Below are 21,867 nucleotides of genomic sequence, written 5' to 3' on the forward strand. Positions count from 1 at the left end.
TATTATGAATAGATTTATAAAAAACATATCAATTTGCTGTACTTCAGTTTTGCTTTTAAGTGCTTGCCTTCAATCAGGGCTGGAAGAGCTGCCGGCATTTGAAGAGGCCGATATTACCAACTTTAGGTTTGAGTATCGGTGGATAAATGAAGAAGGCAATTATCCCCAGTTAAATGTTCAAGGTCTTGAAACCCTGACAGAGGTGGATGCTACATCAGGTACGGTTACCTGTGTAGTCAAAGTGCCCAATGCCAGTCAGGATTTTCCTGAAAGCATCCGGAGTCAAGTAGCGCTGTCAGAGCTGGTCGGTTTTGCAGATATATCCAATGCCTCCACGATCCAACCGACCGACGGAGCCCCTGTCTTGGGCCAATTGGCGGATTTTTCCCAAGGGCCTTATGAATACGAAATCACAGCAGCCAATGGAAACAAGAAAGTCTGGATATTGGAAATAGCTGGTTTTGAGAAATAACTATTTTGATGGCTCCGGTGCTGCTTCTCCATGTGGGAAGCAGCACCGGGGCATTGTCCACCCATTAACTATTCCTTTGTAGAATATTACTATCATGAAAAGAAGAAAGTTTTTCAAACATACTGCCGGAGCAGGATTATTGACAGGTTTACTGCCCATTTCGATAGTGGCAAAAGATGATCCTGAAAACCTCGGCAAGAGAACGAATGATCACTGGAAACAAATGGGCAAGGGAAAGGTGGGTATGCCCAAAAGACAAAAAAACCTCCAGTATGATGTAGCTGTTATTGGCGCAGGGATGGCTGGCATTAGTGCAGCAGTGGCGTCTGCGAGGAATGGCGCCAAAACCGTTTTGGTAAATGATCGCCCTGTTTTGGGCGGGAATGCCAGTAGTGAGATCAGGGTAACGGTCAATGGTGTACAGTCACTGAAAAACAAGCACCGTGTAGAAAGAGAAACAGGAATTATTGAAGAAATATTGATAGACAATTCGTTTTACAATCCTCAGGAAAGCTACCCTGTGTGGGACCATGTCGTGTATGATTATGTGACCAAGGAACCAAACCTGGACGTGCTCCTCAATACGCAGGCTATAGACGCGGTAATGCATGATAGGAAAAACATAAAAAGTGCCATTTGTTGGCAATTGACCACTGAAACAGCCATTACCATTAATGCGGATTACTTTATTGATTGTTCTGGAGATGGGCTGTTGGCAGCTACTGCAGGTGCTGAATACCGGACAGGTAGAGAGGCGAGAGCTGAATTTGACGAGTCATTTGCCCCCGAGATAGCGGATGGATGGCAAATGGGCGCAACATTGATGATGATAACCAAAGATATGGGCAGGCCTGTGCCATATTATCCACCTGCTTTTGTACTTCCATTTAAATCGGATAAAGCAAAAGAGCGAAACATAAAACAGCTCAAGGAAGGTTATTGGTGGGTAGAGTTGGGGAGTGATGAGGATATCATTGCCGATCAGGAGACCAATAGACATAAACTTATGGGGTATATGCACGGGGTATGGGATTATATAAAGAACTCAGGCAACTTTCCCGATGCAGATAATCTCGCATTGGACTGGGTAGGGTCTTTGCCCGGTAGGAGAGAATCTCGTCGGTTTATGGGGACTATATTCTGTCCCAAAAAGATATGGAAACCTACAAGCATTTTTATGACGCCGTATGTTATGGTGGATGGTCTTTGGATGAACATAACCCGGGGGGAATTGAAAACCTCAGTGAGCCGCCAAGTTACTTTCATGATCGGTTTGAAAAACCATATGAAATCCCTTTTAGGAGTTTATACAGTAAGAATATCACCAATTTATTGTTTGCTGGGCGAAATGTGAGTGTTACACATATTGCCCTAAGTTCTACACGTATCCAAGGGACTTGTGCACTCATGGGGCAAGCAGTAGGAACGGCAGCAGCTTTATGTCATTCCCACCAGCTATCTCCCCGGACACTGGCACAAGACCATATCGAGATGCTTCAAGAGCAATTGCTGAAGGATGATGTCTATATCCCCAACAGGCCAGCAAGGGATGGCAACGACTTGGCCAAAACCTGTGAGGTGATTTTTGGAGACTCTACTGCATCTGGAGACGCCAAACTCCTCTTGGATGGAGTGTCAAGAGATGAGATCGATAACATCCATCACTGGGAATCGTCCGCTTGTCCAGCCAAACTACAACTGGAGTGGATATCCCCACAAGAGATCAGCCAGGTGCTGATTAAAGCTGATTCCAACCTCCAGCGCAAGATCATGATGCATAAAAATCCCGAAAAAAATGAAGGTCAGGTGCTGGCTGTTCCCCCAGAACTCGTGAAAGAGTTAACCTTGGAAGCGAGGATCGGAGGGAAATGGCAACCTGTGGCTCATCTAAAGGAAAATAGGAGGCGATTGATCAAGTTAGGTTTTGATCCCATAAAAACGAATGCAATTCGGGTAAACGTTGAGGCAACCTGGGGTGCAAATCACGTAAAGCTATTTGAAATAAGATGTTATTCCTGAGAACAGTACTGTTTACGATTTTATCCCTGCTCCACTCAGTAGAAGCCTATAGTTACCAAAAAGATACCACGAGCAGGAAGATTGCGCTTACCGTTGACCATCCTGCTTTTATGGATGGTCCCAGAGAAGTTTCCTTGGTCCAGGTAGATGAAGAGCAAGCTGCTTCTTATTTCTACATGACAGTAGAGTCCGTATTATGTGCTGACCATATCTGTAAAGTGGTTCCTGTAAGGCTCTATTGGGATAGTTTTGGCAACTATATCAAGTACAGGCTGGAAGAGGGAGTCACCTTGGAAAAAGGAGACGGGCAGCCGTTTGATGAGGATGATTATATAAAACTGGACGAGATATTGACCAATAAAAATGCTGCTTTACGGAGCCTCGCCTATTCGGATATTATCCAGACCAAAGTCCATGGTGAAGTGGATGCCATGTCAGGCGCCACGGCTTTGATTCTTCCCGACGACGAATCAATAGAAGGTGCCACTTGGACATGCTATACCCTATGGCACTGGGTACATGGTGAAATGCATCATAAGGTACGCGAGATATATGCCGCTACCTTGGACCAACAACAACTGGTCGCCATGCTAGGACTTAACGATAAGGAAAAGGTAAAGTTTGCCTATGAATCGTTGGCCCGACTCAATGAACTGGATAATGGTACCAAAGCAATATTGTTGGAAAGTGCGCAAAGCTGGGATAAGGAAATTGCAGCCATAATTTGTCCAGCAATGCAAAATTGGCATGTAAGTTTCCAGACGGGATTGGCTCAAGAGCTCCTATCCAATCCCAGTTCTTCTGCCAGGCTACTGACGCTGGATGCAATAAGTGAAAATAAAGAACTGTCCTCTTTTCGGAGCCTTCTCCTAGGACATATTGGCTCGACGGACAGTTTTTTAGAGGTGGATAAGACTATAGAGATGATGGGGAGGTACGGGGAATTGTACGAAGGAGAGGTGGATGCCCTCCAAGAAGTGATGCTTCGGGAGAATTTCCTTATCGCCAGAAGACTGTTCTATTTTTTGAAAGATCAGTCCATGACCCGTGGTCAACAGGAAATAATGAAGGAGTTTGCCCATGAAAATACAGAGAGGTTATAAAACCTGATTGTTGTTAACTTAAAATATAATAGATGTTGAAAGTATCTTTCTTAAGATTAGGTGTTGTTTTTGCCTTCCTATGTTTGGGATGTGCCAAGAGTAAACCGGTCAAAAAGCCAAACATTATCTTTATACTAGTAGATGATCTTGGTTACGGAGATGTGGGATTTAATGGTTCTAAGTATTATGAAACGCCAAATATTGATAGGTTAGCGGGAGAGGGGCTAATATTTGATCAATCCTACATGTATCCTACATGCTCGCCCTCGAGAACGGCTATTTTTACCGGAAAGCAAAGTTTCAGAACGGGAGTCTATACCGTTCCTGTTTTGGAAAAAGGAACCGCACAGGAAAATATCTTTAGCAGATGGACTGTTGGAAAGGAACATGAAATTTATGCCGAAGTATTGGCTCAGCAAGGATATAAATCCATTCATCTTGGCAAATGGCATATAGTAGGGCCATATCCTGAGGCAGAATTGCGAATGGATTGGCCGATCCAACATAAGCTAACCCAGCCCGATCCAGGCGATTTCTCATGGCTTGAAGCACACCGTAAGCCATTCGTTCAGCAGTTTTATCCAACAGGAAGGGGATTTCTCAAGAATGTTGGGGGTACATTCAGGGGAGATCCGGCCTTGGAAAAAGGGGGCTATCACAGTTATACTGGAGGATATAGGGCGCCATTCAGCAATCCTTTTATTGCCCCAAAGCCAGATGATGAGTGGTTGACAGATAGGCTGACAGATGATGCCGTAGCTTTTATGAAAGAAAACCGGTCTGCTCCTTTCTTTGTCAACCTTCATTATTATACAGTACACCGGCCCATAAAGTCCAGAAATGAAAAATTATTTAAGTACTACATGGATAAAAACGGCGATCCTGTTACTGGGCAAGGGATGGGTAAAAGAAAAGAAACGATGGCGGCATATGCGACCATGATCAGCTCGCTAGATGAAAACGTGGGTAGGTTGGTGGATTTTCTTGACGAGCATGGATTACGTGAAAATACATTGATCGTCTTTTCATCAGATAATGGCTACAATGGAGGACAGAGCAGTAACCACCACCTTAGAGGAGCAAAAGGGGAAATTTATGAAGGGGGAATAAAGGTGCCTACTTTTTTTAACTGGCCAGGTGAGGTAAGGCCTGCAAGGACCGATAGACTCTTACATGCTGTCGATTATTTCCCTACATTTTTGGATTTGGCAGGGGTTCCATTGAACGAGAAAATAGACGGAAAATCGGTCAAACCACTTTTCCGCAGCGATACTTACGAATCGAGTGAGGAGGCACTTTATTGGCACTTGGCGAGCCAATACAAACATGGTACTTGTTCGGCCATAAGGAAAGGAGACTATAAATTGATTCAATTTTTAAAAGATGGTGAGGTAGAACTGTATGATTTGGCCAATGATCCGCTGGAAACAGAAAATGTTGCAGATCAGATGCATGGTAAACGTCAAGAGCTTGTGGATGAATTGGTAGAGTGGCGGAAAAGCAATAAGGTTCCCCTTCCTCCAAATTCCACTTTAGAATATTAATTAGGTAATGATCACAAACCATACATGGTAAATGAATTCTAGAAGAAATTTCATAAAGTCTGCGGGGCTGAGCTCATTGTTACTAGGCACAAATACCGGACTCTCACTAGGCAACACTGTGGGAAAAAAAGTATCAGGCTCAGGAAGTGTACCTGGCCAAGCGATTTCTGTAAGGGAATTTATGGTGGAAGGGCCACTTTTTTGTCCATATCATAGCGTTGGTGCCGGTGTTCCTAAGGGAGGCTGTCAACAATACTACCATGATAGGCCTTTTGTGCACAATCCATTTACCCTGCCTGCTTCAGGAATGTCCGGCTCTCCGGTGATCATGGACGTTACTGGTAGGTTTTTCGGATTCAAAAACACCGTTGGTTTTCAAGCTTCAGAGTTTGAATTTGATGGAAGGAATACCCTTAAAGTACATATTCCGGCTGGACAGGAGTTGTTTGTGGACGAATCAGGTAACAGTGATTTGGCTTGGAAAGCGTATAATAAAGAAATGATGGAGCGACTTTCCTTTAGGTCTCCAGCCTTTATTCCTGGATTTTGGAAAGACTTGGAGTATTGTACATGGGTGGAGCAAAAATACCTGGCTCAAGAGCGAAAAGGTCAATTCCGTAACCTCAATGCTGATTTTGTAAAGAATTATCTAAAGAAAGTAAGAGAACTGGGCTACCCCACCGGTAAGTTTACCCTAGATCATGGCTGGGCCAGGTTTCCAGACGGCGATGTTGATTCCGGGTTTGGTAGTTGGCAGCCGGACAAAACGTTGTTTCCCGATTTTGAGCGCATCATTGACCATATCGCTTCAGCAGGATTTACCCCCGGTATCTGGGTAGGCTTCCCTAAAATCCAGATGAATAGTACTGCTGCAAAAATATACCCTAACTTATTGGGAAATTGGGGAGCCGAAAGCAGTAGCTATGATCCATCAGAGGTAAGGTACCTTAATCCGTACGCCAACATATACGATTATGCACATGAGGTTTTTGCTCCCTTGATCAAAACGGGTATAAGAAAACTGAAGATAGACATGTCTTATAATACCAAATCGGACATGTTATTGATCCATAGGGAGATGTACCGGGCTATTAAGGACATTGACCAGACGGTGGAAGTAGAAACTCATGTGCCTGATATATTCTTTGCTCCATATACTGATGTGATTCGTACCAACGATATTTGGTTAGACGACCGTTACGATTGGCCATGCAGGGTGGAGACACATTATGAGGTAGCATTCAAATCTGCACCGTCAAAACTCATTAACTTGGATCATATCGGAGGCAATGACTCGGGGGTGATAACGGAGGAAAAATACCTGAAGCACCTGGCCATGTATGAAGGGAAGAGGGGTTACCCATTGGTATCCATCCTTCCGCATCATATAAGTCAAAAATGTGCGGATAGGACGGGGGATTATTTATGGCAATATGCCCATGGGAAAAAACTGGTTACTTCTGATTTCTATTTGGATGAAAGAAAATAGGTAGACTTATGAAAACGTTGAAATTGATTGTGGGATTATTGGGGATTTATCTACTCCCAGCTCTTGCAAGCGGACAGGAATATACTTCCCCGCCTAATGTGATCCTTATCGTCTCAGACGACCACGGAAAGGATGCACTGGGGGCTTATGGTAATTCCGTGGTAAAAACCCCGGCATTGGACCATCTGGCCGCAGAGGGAGTGAAATATACAAATGCCTACTGCACTAGTGCCAGTTGTGCAGCCAGTAGATCCGTGATCCTTACGGGGATGTACGGTCACGCTACTGGTTCATATGGGCATACGCATGATTATCATCACTTCAGTACCTATGATTCGGTAAGGTCATTACCGGTGATTTTGCGAGATCATGGTTACAGAACAGCAAGAGTGGGAAAATATCATTTGGCCCCAGAGCAGGTATATGACTTTGACGTAGTGCTGGATGCCGATGAGAGGAGCACAGTGGAAATGGCCGAACAGAGCAAGGAGATTATAGAAGGTGAAGCTCCCTTTTTTCTTTATTTCTGCCCGGGTGATCCCCATCGTGGTAGTCCGTTTAAACCAGAAAAATGGGATGATCCCAATAGCTTTGGAAATAGACCCGAAGGGTACCCCGGCGTTGAACCTATAGCCTATCAGCCGGAGAGGGTAAAGGTTCCGGATTTTTTGCCCGATACTAAAATAGTCAGGGAGGAATTGGCCGAGTATTATAAGAGCGTATCCCGTATGGACCAAGGAATCGGTAAGTTGATGGAATATCTAGAACAGTCTGGAAAAAAACAACAGACCATCGTCATTTATATTTCAGATAATGGGATCGCTTTTCCAGGTGCCAAGACCACATTATACCAAGCAGGGATACAGCTTCCGTGCATTGTGTATGCACCAGGTGTTTCAAAAAAGGAAACTACCAGCCGTTCTCCTATTTCGTGGGTCGATCTATGTCCTACCATATTGGATTTAGTGGGGATTTCCGTTGAGGAAGACCAGTTTCATGGCCGGTCATTTAAACAGACGATTAGTGATCCTCAGAAGTATATTGAAAAAAGTGTGTATGCCTCTCATACATTTCACGAAATCACTATGTACTATCCCATGAGATCAGTGATAGAAGGAGATATGAAACTTATATGGAACATTGCCTATCAACTGCCTTATCCCTTTGCCTCTGACCTATGGTGGTCTTCCAGTTGGCAGGAGGCCGAAAGGGGGAGTCAAATGACTTTTGGCCCTAGGCTTAGGGATAAATATATCCATAGGGATGAATTTGAACTCTATGATCTTAGCACAGACCCCTTGGAATTAAATAATCTGGTGGATAAAGTAGGGTATCATGAAATACTCAAACAGCTGAAAAATAACATCAAGACTTTTCAATCACAGACAAGGGACCCTTGGATGATAATGTGGGATCACGGTACCGCTATTCAAGGTAGCGGGGTAGGGCTATGAATTCACTATCAAGAAAAGTCAAGGTGGTTAATTGTTATGTACTATTAGGAACATAAAATAAACGTGGAGAAACACCCTAAGGCCTTTGATTGTAGAACTTTGGTCTATTAAACTCAAAATAATAGTAAAATGATCAAGAAAATACAGCCTCTTCTAGTGGCCTTGTTTATGGTGGCCTTATCAGTAAATGGCCAGCAAGACAAAACTCCCAAAAAACCCAACATCATTTATATCCTTGCAGACGATTTGGGTTATGGGGATTTAGGGTGTTATGGACAAGACAAGATACTCACTCCCAACTTGGATGACATGGCGGCATCAGGAGTCAAGTTTACCCAACATTATGCTGGACAAACCGTGTGTTCCCCGTCACGGTGTTCTCTGATGACAGGCAAGCACATGGGGAATGCTTCCGTAAAACGGAATGGGCAACTAATGGATTCCAATGATGTGACCGTAGCAGAACTCCTAAAGGAAGCTGGCTATACCACCGGGGCGATTGGAAAATGGGGGCTCTCCAATGGGCCATTACAAACCAATAGTGCCAACCAAAAGGGATTTGACCACTGGTTTGGCTATGATAATCAAGGGTTTGCCCATTTTTATTATCCAGAATATATGTGGCGGAACCATACCAAAGTCAACTATCCCGAAAACGTATCTATAAGAGATGCATCAGGAGCGTACCTACAAGGTAGAGGGACCTATTCCCATGATGAATTTACGAAAGAGGCGCTTTGGTTTATTGAAGAAAACAAAGACAATCCCTTTTTCCTCTATTTGCCATATACTATTCCTCATGCTGAATTGACGGTTCCCGAGGATTCCTTAGAGCCATATTCATCTCTTGGATGGCCTGAGCGCAAGAAAAAAGAAGGTGGAGGAGGGGGGACTCCTGGCGATGAAGGCTATGGCAGCCAATATGACGGCGGCTATTGTGCCCAAGACAATCCCAATGCCACCTATGCGGCCATGATTTCAAGAATGGATCGAGATATTGGAAAAATCAGAGCGCTGATATCCCAGTTGGGATTGGACGAGAATACCATTATCATGTTTGCCAGCGACAATGGCCCTGATGAAGCGGGAGGCAACGACCTAGATTTTTTTAACAGTACGGCTGGACTTCGAGGACGCAAAAGAGATATTTATGAGGGAGGAATACGGTCTCCATTTATAGTGGAGTGGAAAGGAAGCATCCCATCTGGGACCGTTAACAATATGCCATCTGCTTTTTGGGATTTTTTACCCACTGCTTGTGATTTAGCAGGAGTCACTATTCCGGAATATACAGATGGGGTTAGTTTATTACCGACACTTTTGGGAAAGAAAAAACAGCAAAAAAAGCACGATTACCTTTATTGGGAATGGGGAACGGTCCAAGCGGTCAGGGTGGACAATTGGAAGCTTCATTATATCAATTCAACCAAAAATGACAGTAAACCTATTTATGAGCTATACGATCTGGATAAGGATCCTTTCGAAATCAATAATGTCGCCCAATCACATCCCCAATTGATCAATAAGCTCAAGAAATATTTTGCCGATGCTACCCAAACAAGATAAAATGAACAGGGTAGCCATTAACGGTTTCCTACTGCTATATGCCTTTTTTTTGGTAGCTACTACCAATGGCCAATCAAGAATTTCAATCAATAACGACTGGAAATTCAAGCTTGGCGATCATCCTGAGGTACTTGAAAGAGATTTTAGGCCTGCTGGATGGAGGACATTGGACGTACCTCATGACTGGAGCATAGAGGGAGAGTATGATAAGGATGCACCCATGGGCGGAAGAGGAGGATACCTTCCCTCGGGAATAGGCTGGTATTATAAAGAGATTCCAGTTGCTGCCTCATGGAAAGGTAAAATGGTGAGCATCGAATTTGACGGTGTGTTTATGAACAGCACTGTATGGGTAAATGGAGACAGTTTAGGTACCAGACCATATGGATGGATTTCTTTTGATTATGATGTAAGTGGGAAGGTGGTCCAGGATTCTGTGTTGAGAGTAGCTGTGAGGGTGGATAATACTCCCCAGCCTGCAGCACGATGGTATACAGGAAGTGGGATTTATGCCAATACTTGGTTAAGGGTGACCGACCTCATTCATACGGAGGAAAGGGAGACTTTTGTCCGTACGGAAGACAACATCGTCAAGACCAGTGGTACAATCAGGAATGCAGGTTCATCTTCGGAAGGGCTTACTGCGACAATGGCTATTTTGGACAAGGAAGGAAAAACAGTTTCCAGTATAGGTAAAAAATATCACTTACCTGCTGGTGGGGAAGTGGCGTTCAATGAAGAAATAGAAGTGCCTGAGGTAAAAAAATGGTCACCGGGAGCCCCGTACCTTTACCGCCAAGTCATTACACTTGCCAAAGGTAAAAAAGTGTATCATCAAGATACTGTAACGTTTGGGTTTAGAGAAGTGGAATGGAAGCCCAAATCTGGTGTTTGGATCAATGGAGAACATATTAAATTACGGGGTGTCTGTAACCATCAAGATGCGGGAGCTTTCGGAGCCGCTGTACCCGACAAGATCCTTCGCTATAGAATTCAGCAGTTAAAAGATATGGGGGTAAATGCCATTAGGACAGCCCATAACCCCCAGACTCCCCAATTTTATGAAATGTGTGATGAAATGGGGATGTTGGTAATGGACGAGATTTTTGATGGATGGGAGCAAAAAGCCGATAATGATTATGGCGCCAGGTTTTTTGACGATTGGTGGGAACGTGATCTTACGGATTGGGTAAAGCGAGACCGCAACCATCCCAGTATTATCCTATATAGCATAGGTAATGAGACTCACGGGGATATCGCCAAGAGCATGGTAAGCAAATGTCATCAGCTGGATCCCAGCCGACCAGTAACGTCAGGCCATTCTGCATCCGAGTATATGGATGTTTTTGGAGTCAATGGAGCCAGTGAAAAAAAAGGATGGTTGCAATCGATGCCTACAGACCGGGTGTTTGTCGGGACAGAAAACACCCATACCTGGCAGGTGAGAGGCTTTTACCGAACCAAGACTTGGTATAGGGATGGATACCCCAACCAACGTCAACAACCCTACTATTATCCTGATCTGACAGAAAATGAGTTGTTTACCTATGATTGGGCTGATGCTTCGGCCAAGACCCATTACAAACAGGTGTTCAATTCCAGCTATGATAATGCCATGGTACGATTGACTTCTAGGCAGAGTATTGAATTGTTACGGGATACTCCCCATTACGCAGGCACTTTTAGGTGGACTGGGCATGATTATATTGGAGAAGCGACTTATGTCCATGGAGGGTGGCCGTTCAGGGCCTTTATGGGAGGAGCAATAGACTTGGCCAATTTCGAAAAAGATCTCTATTATCTTTATAAAAGCCAATGGACTACGGATCCAATGGTCCATATCCTTCCCCATTGGACACACCCTACACTGAAAAGAGGAGCACTGGTACCGGTTTGGGTGTATTCCAATTGTGATGAGGTAGAGTTAGTGGTAAATGGTAAGTCTTTGGGTAAGAAATCACCGGGAGAAAGCTGGGATAAGATGCAATGTGAATGGATGGTGCCTTATGAACCGGGAACTATCCAGGCCATAGGTTATATGGCAGGAAAAGAGACAGTGAATGAAGTGATTGCTTCTGCTGATCCTCCATCACAAATATCACTGAGCGTAGACGGCAAAGCCTTACAATCCAAAAAGGGTGACATCGCCCAAGTTCGCGTGAGCAGTGAGGATAGAAATGGAGAATTTTATCCGTATGGTGAAAACAGGACCTACTTCACCGTCCTCGGGCCAGGAAGGATCAAAGCGCTGGACAATGGCAGCCCAGTGGACACGGAAAGCCATGTAGGTACAGATAACCGCACAGCCTTTTTTGGTTTGACGCGGGCCTACATAGCATCCACATCTGCTTATGGGGATATTTCCTTGGTAGCTGCTTCGATATTAGGAGAGAAACAACAAATAACTTCCAGGGAAGTCAGTATTGATGTGGCTATTTTGGGACTAAGAGGTGAAGTCCATGCTCCAGAGGTGAAGGTATACTATACCACAGATGGCAGGGAGCCTAACCTAGGAAGTAGTGCATATGACAATCCTTTTGAAGTAGCCCCTGGCACTATTGTGCGGGCATTGGTTACGCTGGATGGTATCCCTGCCCAAAGGCTGGAAGAAGAATTTGGTACTGGAGCAGGGATGGTCTGGGATGCGAAGACTTCAGCCAAAAAACTAGCTGGAGACCAAGCTGAAGACGCCAGTTACGTACAGGCAATCGTCTCCAGCGATGGACAAGGTTATAATGGCAAAGGCTATGTGGATTTTGGAAGAAATGCGGGTGGCTATGTGGAGTGGTACCAGGAAAACGATGGAAGTGATGGCGAGTTTGTACTAGAGTTAAGGTACAGTGCTTCCCCTAAGGTCAGGGATCAATACAGAGTGAGGCTGATGATCAATGGAAAAGAGCAAAACATCATCCTGCCTGCCACGAAAAACTATCGGAAAGATTGGGTAGTGAAAAATATCCGTGTAGATCTAAAAGCAGGAGCCAATAACATCCGCATAATGCCCATGGATGATGATGGATTTGCTATTGATCAACTTAAAATAAACTAAATAAAGAGTTCCTTAAACCTGAATTATGCATTAGCTTAATTGACTATCCGTGATAGTACACGTGATGAAACCATTATTAAAGGATGGTTACCTGCAAAATTCAGGAGACTCATTTTACTTATCTATTACGATTCCTAATGCATAAACCGTGTTAAAATCATGAGCAGATGAAAAAAGTACTATTGATTTGGGCGTTTGGTCTAGCTGGATTGGCGGGCTGTTCTTCCTCTACTACGCAAGATAAAACAGATCGAAAGCCAAATATATTGTGGATTTTTGTAGAGGATCTATCTCCATTTTTAGGGTGTTATGGCGATACGATTAATGATGGTCATACACCTATTATCGATGGTTTGACTTCGAATGGTGTGCTTTTCGAACGGGCCTATGCTACTGCCCCCGTATGTTCAGCTAGCCGTTCAGCTGTAATTACAGGGAAAATGCAGACCACCTTGGGAGTGCACCATCATCGGTCCAGCCGTACAGATGAAGGAAATGTGGTACCGGATAGTTTGAGGATTTACCTACCGGAAGAGGTAGAGACCATTCCTGAAATGATGAAGGAGGCAGGTTACTTTACCTTTAACAGCGGCAAAGATGACTATAATTTCCATTACGATCGCCTGGATTTGTATGATGTAGGAACGGCCTCAGATTATATCACCGGAATGAACGGGTGGCAGGGAAATAAGGCTGAGCATGCCCTGTCCATTACCAAGGATACTTGGACTGCCAGAAGTTCAAAGGAACAACCTTGGTTTGGGCAGATTGAATTGAAAGGAGGAAAGGCCGGAAATCAGTATGTAAGAGAAGGCGAACTACTTGCAGATGACGAGCTGCCCTTACCTCCTTACTTTCCGGATGTCCCTTCCCACAGAGAGGCTTGGACCACTCACTTTAATGCAAATCGTGGCACCGATGTCAGAGTAGAAGAGATACTCAAACAGCTGAAAGAGGATGGAGAATTGGAGCATACAGTAATCTTTTTCTTTTCGGACCACGGAAGCAATACTTCACTGAGGCATAAACAATTTTGCTACGAGGGGGGGATGAAAGTGCCATTGATCATCAGTGGGGACCATCCCTTCATTCAAAAGGGAACTAGAAACAGTGACTTGGTTTCCCTATTGGATGTGGCAGCGACCACACTGGAAATGGGAGGAGTTGAACGTCCTGAATATTTTGATGGACAGTCGCTCTTTTCGGAGGATTATCATGCTAGGGATTATGTGATTGGGGCGAGAGACCGATGTGATTTTACTATAGATAGGATCAGGACGGTTCGCACGGAGGACTTCCGGTACATTAGGAATTTTTTTCCGGAAAGATCCATGATGCAGCCAGGGTATAGGGACAATAAGCCCGTTGTCAAGGATTTGAAAGCATTGCACAAAGAAGGGAAGCTAACACCTTACCAAGACCAATTTTGGTTTGGGGATAGGCCCAAGGAGGAATTATACCTATTGAAAGATGATCCCCACCAAATCAACAACTTGGCCGGAGATCCCCAATACCAACAGGTATTGGAAGAGCATCGAGAGATACTGGAAAATTGGATAAAAGATACCAACGACCAAGGGCAATATCCTGAGGATCCTCGTCAACTGAAAGCTGTGTATGACTTATGGAAAGATCGTCCCCAATTTAAAGGACAAGACGTCAATCCCGAGTACAGACAGTTTTTAGGGAAATAAGATCGATGTTTTCCATATATGGTTATTTAAATGATTAGAACATGAAATATTTACTATTTACTTCATTACTTCTTTGGTATATGACCTGTAGCGCAGGTGCCAAAGAAAAGCAACCCAATATTATCATTCTTTTTGTCGATGATTATGGCTGGTCCCATGTAGGGTACCGAAATGCCACTTACCATACCCCGAACCTTGCCCAACTTAAACGTGAGGGAATGGAATTTACAAGAGCCTATGTGCCCACTCCCACATGTAGCCCCAGTAGAGCTTCCTTACTTACTGGAAAGGAAGCTATTAGGATGGAGATGCCCCGTCATATTCCCCATGAACATCCTGACGGATCCAATTCTTCCAAATACAGTTATTGGGAAACCGACCCATCTCATACTCCTTCGATAAACTGGTTGCCATTGGAAGAAGTTACCTATGCTGAAAGCCTGGCGAACGGTGGGTATACCAATTATTTTATTGGTAAGTGGCATTTGGGACACGAACCATACCATCCCATTCACCAGGGATTTGATGACCAGTTCGGTACAAGTAACTTTGGCCATCCCAGAAGTTATTATCCGCCTTATTTTAACAACTCCGATGTTCTGAAAGATACGCCATCCGATAAATACCTAACTGATAACCTGACTGATAGGGCAGTCGAATTTTTGGAAAATTACGATAAGACGAAGCCCTTCCAACTTTCGTTCTGGTACTATAACGTACATGGACCACATGAAGGGCCCAAGGAGTTGGTAGGCAAGTACCTTGATAGAGGGATGCCCAAGGCGGAAGCCAATTATGCGGCTATGGTCGAGGCCATGGATACCTCTGTGGGAAGAATCAAAGAAGCTGTCGAAAAAAACGGGTTGGCCGAAAATACGATCATCTTTCTGATATCTGATCAGGGAGGGCTTTTTTCCAATGCCCCCCTGAGCGGAGGAAAACGTGGCGGAAACACCTTGGGTGAAGGCGGTGCCCGGGTTCCTTTTATCGTGTGGTATCCCGAAATGATCGAAGCCGGCTCTGTTTTTACTGATCCGATTCAGACGATAGATGTGTATCCTACGCTTATGGATATAGCTGGACTTAAGGGCAATGACAACAAAGATATCAACGGCATTAGCCTTTTACCTGCTTTGAAGGGAGAGTCCCTTCCCAAGAGGAACTTGTATTTTTATAGGGCCTATGAAGATCAATATGCTGCGATTATAAGGGGACCATGGAAACTAAAAAAATACCGTAGCGGAAAGGTAGAGCTGTATAATATCGATGAAGATATTAGCGAGACCCATGATCTGGTGGAATCAGAAAAGAAAATGACCAGAGCACTGGCAAATAGCCTAGCTGAATGGGAAAAAGAAGCGGTTCCTTTCAAATGATAGCACAATGAAAACTTTCCAGAATACTTTCCTAAGGCTGGGGTTGGTAATAGGTACTGGTCTCATAGTGGCTTCCTGTTCTTCATCCAAGGAAAGTGAACAAGATCCCCGTCCCAATATCATTTGGCTTATGGCCGAAGATATCAGCACCGATTTAGAATGCTATGGCACCGCAGGAGTCCAAACACCCCATTTAAATTGGCTAGCCGAAAATGGTACCAAATTTGAAAATGCGTACGTGACCAATTCGATATGTTCACCCAGTAGATCTGCGATGATGGTGGGTGTACACCAAAATCAGACCAATACCCAGCACCACAGGAGCAATCGTAATATTCCACTGGATACTGCTTATAAGCCATTTACGTATTGGCTGCGAAAGGCAGGTTATACCACCGTTTTAGGGCATCATGGAGTGATGGATAAGGGGCGCAAGACCGATGTGAACTTTAAACATACACCTACTGGTGAGTGGGATGGTACGGAGGATTTTGGATTATTTGATAATCTAGATACGATTCGTTCAAGTGAGCAGCCATTTTTTGCCCAAATTCAATTGAAGGCAACCCACAGGGGGGATTGGTGGGACGATGTGAGAGAAAGATCTTCTGACCCTGTGGATCCAGAAAAGGTAGAGTTGCCCCCATATATGGCCGATGACCCGGTGATCCGTTTGGACTGGGCCAAGTACTTGGATCAAATGGAATATATCGATAACGAAGTGGGGATGATCATGGAAGAGTTGGAACAAAAAGGCCTGGCAGATAATACCATCATTATCTTTATCGGTGATAATGGAAGGTGTAACATACGCGGAAAAGGGTATTTATTCGAAGCAGGGGTACATATTCCGTTGATTATTTATGACCCCAGAAAGAAAGGCCAAAAAGTAAACCATCAATTGGTAAGTGCGACGGATATCACGGCTACTGTTTTGGAATATGCAGGGGCCAATCTTCCTGAATACCTGACGGGTACGCCGATTTTTAAGGAGGGGAGTGGTCGCTCCCAAGTTTATTCATCGCGTGATTTGTGGGATGAGGTGATGGAAAAATCCCGCGCTGTAACCACCGATCGATGGAAATATATACGACATGACAAGCCTGAGCTGCCTTATGAAGTGGGACAGGCTTATCTGGAATTTTATCGGCCAGCAGTACACGTGATGAGGCGACTTTATGACCATGATTCACTGTCTCCTTCCCAAGCCTATTTCTTTGGGGATGCTAAACCGACAGAGGAATTGTATGATTTGAAAAATGATCCTTTAGAGCTAAATAACCTTGCCTTAAGCCCCGAGTACAGGACGATAAAAAAACAGCTGCGGGAGGAATTGAATACTATTGAAAAGCGGTTTTCTACGACGGGGCCGCTAGAAATAGAACATCCAGGAGCTGTGGATGTATTAAAATGGCTTAAAGAAGAAAAACCATCTGTGTATAAACAGATACAAGAAGGAAAGGAAGTAGGTTATAAAAAATACGCTGCCCAATATAAGAAACACCTGAATGAATAGGGGGGAAATTGAACCAGGGTTAAATGCTGTTTGGTTAAGGGGATTTCTGCCACTGGAGGAAAGGATATGGTTACTCTTTGTCCTGCACCAAAAAAGTAACAAAGATAAAGGGGGAGAACTGTAGGAAATTGCCCCGGATACCAAGACATCGGAAAAAGTAAGGTAAAGTAGCTAACTTATTTGATAACTACATTAGGTACATAAGGCACAATAGGGAAAGTGTCCAAAAAACATTGCCCTCACCCAGGCTGAAAGCCTAGTTCAACACCTCCATCTAGCCATACCAAATCCCACGATATATAAACCTCAGTTCGATTATAAAACCGTTTCCGTACAGTGGTCGGAACATGCACTGCGAGGCTTAGGGGGAGATTTGAGGGGTGGAAGCCGTGGCAGTCTTCTGCCACACCCTTTTCCAACCCACATCCTCCTAAAAAGGGCCTGCCTGGGCAGACAGGTTCGCAATGACGCTTTTAATTCTAAAAATAAGTCGAGCTCAGGTTGATAGATTGTATGAACTGGGTAAGACTGACGGCTATGGGCCGCTAGACAGGTTCACTATCCGCCGCGGTGGATGCTTCTATCTCCAAACAACCTGATTTTCTTGCAGTTTCAAACCTTCCCGATAGCTGGGAACAGGCGATAACGATTCCTATTGCATAAATCGTGATAAAAGGCGGAGGAAATCATTTTCCACCGCCTTTTTACTCGGATGATATTTATTGGGATTAGATGTCCTCTGGGCAATCTGGAATAGCGTCTTCCCTTCGTAATTCCCAATTGTCTAACAAATCAAACCCTTCCGCAGTGATGTTTTTGACATCTATCTTGAAATCTCCATCAGCAGGGTTTTCGCCATAAGCGGAATTGAGGACAGGGCAAATGGAAGGCCCCGTATGGATGGGCTTGCTTTCGTAAGGCATTTCTACGAGTGAAACTTGATCTCTCAGTTCGCAGGGCATGAACTCGAAATGCTTTGACTTCAACTGGGTGGTTTCTCCATATACGGCATGTACGTTCTCGATGGTACTAGTGCTATCGAATGTTCCGGGTTCTATGTCCAGATGTAATTGGCTTTTGGCCACATAGCCAGCACCTAGCCTAATACCGATCCCACAATTTACCGCAGTTACATTTTTAATATCAAATCGGCCATTCTTAATGGAATGTGGGGAAATCATTACTGCAGCATTGCCATTTTCACAGGTGATGTTTTTTCCTTCTATGTCAAATAGACCGCCGATTTGAAGTTCGTTCATCAATTTATATCCCGTTTCGAGACGTAAGGTCACCCCACCATCTCCATAGATGTTCTTGAATTTTATGTTTTGGCCAGCCTGCATTTGGACCAGTCCATAACCATAGGCAGAATTGAAAGTGCTACCGTTCTTTACCATGCCATTTTTTGGGTAAAAATAATTTCCTTCATAATCCGCAAACCCAAAAGTGACAGCACTGAATTTGGTTAGATTGTCAAGTACATCGAAGTTGGCAAGGTAAAATTGGTCGACATTGTTAAATTGAAAGCCTCTAATATTCCCATTAGTTACAGCTCTCATGTCGATGGTAAACCTGCCGTTTACGCCAACTATACTGACATTTTCTACTACTGGCGAGTTACTTCCCATATAAAAAACCGAGTAATTTTTATCATCTGGTCGTTCTACGGGAATAATGACGGTTTCTCCCTCAATTTCAATATGGATATTGGAAGCCAAATGGACTTGGCCGAGGTGAAATGTGCCTTCCGGAATATAGATAGTTCCTCCGTCATGATCGGATGAGAGCTCAGCAATGGCTTGTGTAAGAAAGGGAGTGTCATCTTCTTCATCACTTCCGTTTGCTCCATAATCATCTACCAAGTTTACCCGAATTCCTACGTCACGATTGACATATTCATCAATTTCACTCATTCCTGTGGGAGTGTCTACAATACAACTGCCCAAAATAAGACTGGACAATACACATGGAATTAAATTTTTTAACTTTAGCATACAAACTTTAGGGTTATGTTAATTGATTTATTTATGTTGGAAAGTTGATGATACTTCGTTTGTATGTTGTTTTTTGTAGTTATTTTATTGTATTCTTTGGTAAATATGTTGGGTATCAAAGGATTTTAATGGTCAATAGTGAGGTGATTCTTTCTGACTTATATAGAAACTTATTGGATTTACCAATTGACACCAAACTGATGATGCCTATGTGAATACTAATGGGTGAGATGCTTGTGTGCTACTAGGGTTGTTTGAACCCTGATGCTAAGACATCGAAAAAGAATTATGTATAGTAGCTAACTTATTTGAAAACGACATTAGGCACATAGGAGGGCCAGGGAAATCGCTTTTAACCCTATGAAGTTATTTGATTCAGGCAAAAAGAGTCAGACCGAGCGGAGTCGAGGTCCAACGTCTAGCCTTAGACTCTACCTGGAGGATAGACAGGTCCGCTCAGGCTGACACCTCTTTACTAATAGTTTAAAAGCGATTTCCCTGGTGTTAATTACTTTGGATGGTCCACGTCTGTTTGGGTAATAGACTGGTAATAGTCTATTTACAGTGGAATTTACGTTTAGGTACATGTAATTTATTATGACATACAGCTTAAAAAGTTTAGAAGGCCAATTTTGCATGAAATAACCTTGTAATTATGTGTATGAAATTTCAGAGATCTATTATTGGCCTATTGATAACTACCTTGATGTTTGGGCTGAACTTCACGGGGCAAGCGACATCTTTCGGTGTTGAAAACATTATAAATTTTGATACTAGTATTGCTGATGATGCCACACCGACGGTTTTGGAGCAGGTTCTTAATAACCAAGCTGCGGATGAGATTAAATTTGAACCTGGTACCTACCATTTTTATCCAGATAAAGGGTTGGAGAAGTTCTGCAGGATCAGTAATCATAATGACGTGTTTGTGGCAACGGCATTTCCTATAATAGATCGCAAAGACTTGGTGATTGACGGTCAAGGAGCCACGTTTATTTTTCATGGTAAAATGATTCCCTTTATTATTGAAGGTAGCAAAAACATCCAAATCAAAAACGTAACGATAGACTGGGCCATGCCCTTTCACAGTGAGGGGACGGTAATAGCCAATGATACTGAAGCAGGGACATTTGATCTTCACATATCCGCTGAATATCCTTATGAGATTAGAAACAAGCAATTGGTCTTCATCAAGGAATATTATGAGCATACCATTGGCCAGTCCATTCTCTATGATCGCGATCGCAAGGCGATCATGTTCGACACGGAGTCTTATACCCCCGTGACAACTAAAAAGAAGAATGCCCAACTATATGCTGTAGACAATATCCACTATAGGTATACAATGGACAAAAGGGCTCCAGGTATCAGGGACATAGGCGTGGAGAGCCGTGTTTGGGTGGAGCAGTTGAAGCCAGGGGTAGTAAGGGTTCATGATCATGGCAAAAAGATGCCACCTGTAGGGATGGTTTTGGCCATGAAGGGTGAGCAAGGAGAAAACCGAATCGCACCTGCAATTCGACTGTTGGATAGCGAAAATCTCCAACTTGCAGATGTAACCGTCCATCATGCTGGAGGAATGGGGCTAATCGCTGAGAACAGTGAGAACATTGACATAACCCGAATGGTAGTTAGCCCATCAGGAAACAGGGTGGTATCCACGACCGCAGATGCTACCCATTTTGTGGGCTGTCGAGGATTGATAAAACTATCCGATTGCACCTTTGAAGGGCAGCTGGATGATGCTGCAAATATCCATGGCACTTATCAGGAGGTGGTAGAAAAGATCGGTGAGAGCAAGCTGGGCGTGAGAATGGGACATTATCAGCAGCAAGGCTTTGTTATTGGAAAACCAGGCGACAGAATAGGGCTTGTACGGCTTTCGGAATCTTTTTTTCCTACCAATTATGTGACGCTAAAAAAAGTTGAGATCCGAAATGGAAGGTATCAAATTTTAACATTTGAGGAAGCATTGCCCGATGAAATTATTCCTGGTGACCTTATCGAAAACAGTGATGCTTATCCGGAATTGATAGTAGAGCACTCTACCATCCGAGGAAATAGGGCAAGAGGGTTGTTGCTATCTACACCTAAGCCTATCAAGGTCATCGATAATTATTTCCACACTGAAATGGAAGCCTTGTTGGTTCCTGTGGAAAGTGGCCATTGGTATGAGGCGGGTAGTGCCAGGGACTTATTGATAAAAAACAACGTGTTTGAAAACTGTGTTCATAGTGGACAAAATAGGGGGGTAATTCGTTTTATTATTGACGATGATGAGAAACATACCGCTTTTGAAAACATCCGCATTATTGGAAATACTTTTGAGCAGTTTGATAACTTGATTTTGGAAATCAACAATGTAGATGGATTGGAGTTCATGGACAATGAAATTACCCATTCAAGTGAATTTCCAATGCTGTTTCCTGAAAATCCCGCTGTAAAAATAAACAGCTCGAAGAACATAAGGTTTTTTGATAATACCTATAATGGAAAAGCCAAGCAATTGATCAAAAACACAGATGCCTCGCAGGATATCCTGTTCAAATAGACTAAAAGAATTAATAATCCCTATTTCCTATTGTTGTTTA

General features: G+C 43.6%; 12 protein-coding genes and 1 pseudogene. 12 read left to right on the top strand and 1 reads right to left on the bottom strand.

The genetic code is table 11. From position 1 onward, the window contains the following. The first annotated feature begins 4 nt into the window (after positions 1-4). The 11 genes and pseudogenes from DN752_RS23525 (at position 5) to DN752_RS23575 (ending at position 17,282) form a co-directional block, all read left to right on the top strand. Positions 5-472 (top strand): DUF5018-related domain-containing protein, encoded by a 468-nt coding sequence (locus tag DN752_RS23525; RefSeq protein ID WP_245949391.1) that lies wholly within the window; start codon positions 5-7, stop codon positions 470-472. Positions 473-770: 298 nt separating this feature from the next. Next, a pseudogene (locus tag DN752_RS23530) lies at positions 771-2,491 on the top strand (FAD-dependent oxidoreductase). Next, on the top strand, positions 2,479-3,594 hold the full coding sequence (locus DN752_RS23535) for a hypothetical protein (RefSeq protein WP_112786243.1): 1,116 nt from the start codon (positions 2,479-2,481) through the stop codon (positions 3,592-3,594). Before DN752_RS23530 ends, DN752_RS23535 begins: the two are co-directional and overlap by 13 nt. A gap of 32 nt (positions 3,595-3,626) precedes the next feature. Then, positions 3,627-5,138, top strand: coding sequence for a sulfatase (locus tag DN752_RS23540; protein WP_112786244.1), 1,512 nt, complete (start codon positions 3,627-3,629; stop codon positions 5,136-5,138). A 31-nt stretch (positions 5,139-5,169) separates the two neighbouring features. Then, positions 5,170-6,627 carry an alpha-galactosidase gene (locus DN752_RS23545; RefSeq protein ID WP_112786245.1) on the top strand — a complete coding sequence of 486 codons (1,458 nt, stop codon included), beginning with the start codon at positions 5,170-5,172 and terminating at the stop codon, positions 6,625-6,627. An 8-nt stretch (positions 6,628-6,635) separates the two neighbouring features. Continuing rightward, the gene (locus DN752_RS23550) at positions 6,636-8,081 is read left to right on the top strand and encodes a sulfatase family protein (protein ID WP_112786246.1); all 1,446 of its coding nucleotides are present in this window, start codon (positions 6,636-6,638) and stop codon (positions 8,079-8,081) included. A 129-nt stretch (positions 8,082-8,210) separates the two neighbouring features. After that, positions 8,211-9,647: an arylsulfatase gene (locus DN752_RS23555; protein WP_112786247.1), complete on the top strand. Its 1,437-nt coding sequence runs from the start codon at positions 8,211-8,213 to the stop codon at positions 9,645-9,647. Continuing rightward, positions 9,628-12,696: a glycoside hydrolase family 2 TIM barrel-domain containing protein gene (locus tag DN752_RS23560; protein ID WP_112786248.1), complete on the top strand. Its 3,069-nt coding sequence runs from the start codon at positions 9,628-9,630 to the stop codon at positions 12,694-12,696. The genes DN752_RS23555 and DN752_RS23560 overlap by 20 nt, the downstream gene beginning before the upstream one ends. 167 nt (positions 12,697-12,863) lie before the next feature. After that, entirely contained in the window at positions 12,864-14,390 is a 1,527-nt protein-coding gene (locus DN752_RS23565) for a sulfatase family protein (protein WP_112786249.1), read from the top strand. A 41-nt stretch (positions 14,391-14,431) separates the two neighbouring features. Continuing rightward, entirely contained in the window at positions 14,432-15,766 is a 1,335-nt protein-coding gene (locus DN752_RS23570) for a sulfatase (protein ID WP_112786250.1), read from the top strand. 7 nt (positions 15,767-15,773) lie between these two features. Further along, positions 15,774-17,282, top strand: a complete 1,509-nt coding sequence (locus DN752_RS23575) for a sulfatase family protein (RefSeq protein WP_112786251.1) — start codon at positions 15,774-15,776, stop codon at positions 17,280-17,282. Positions 17,283-18,010: 728 nt separating this feature from the next. Here DN752_RS23575 and DN752_RS23580 read toward each other — a convergent pair. Next, positions 18,011-19,276 (bottom strand): glycosyl hydrolase family 28-related protein, encoded by a 1,266-nt coding sequence (locus tag DN752_RS23580; RefSeq protein WP_112786252.1) that lies wholly within the window; start codon positions 19,274-19,276, stop codon positions 18,011-18,013. A 661-nt stretch (positions 19,277-19,937) separates the two neighbouring features. On the opposite strand from DN752_RS23580, the gene DN752_RS23585 reads away from it, so the two are divergent. After that, a complete protein-coding gene (locus DN752_RS23585) occupies positions 19,938-21,827 on the top strand; it encodes an alpha-1,3-galactosidase-related protein (protein ID WP_211324089.1) in 1,890 nt (629 codons plus the stop codon). Positions 21,828-21,867 lie beyond the last annotated feature (40 nt).

It is taken from the genome of Echinicola strongylocentroti, assembly GCF_003260975.1.
Lineage (GTDB): Bacteria > Bacteroidota > Bacteroidia > Cytophagales > Cyclobacteriaceae > Echinicola > Echinicola strongylocentroti.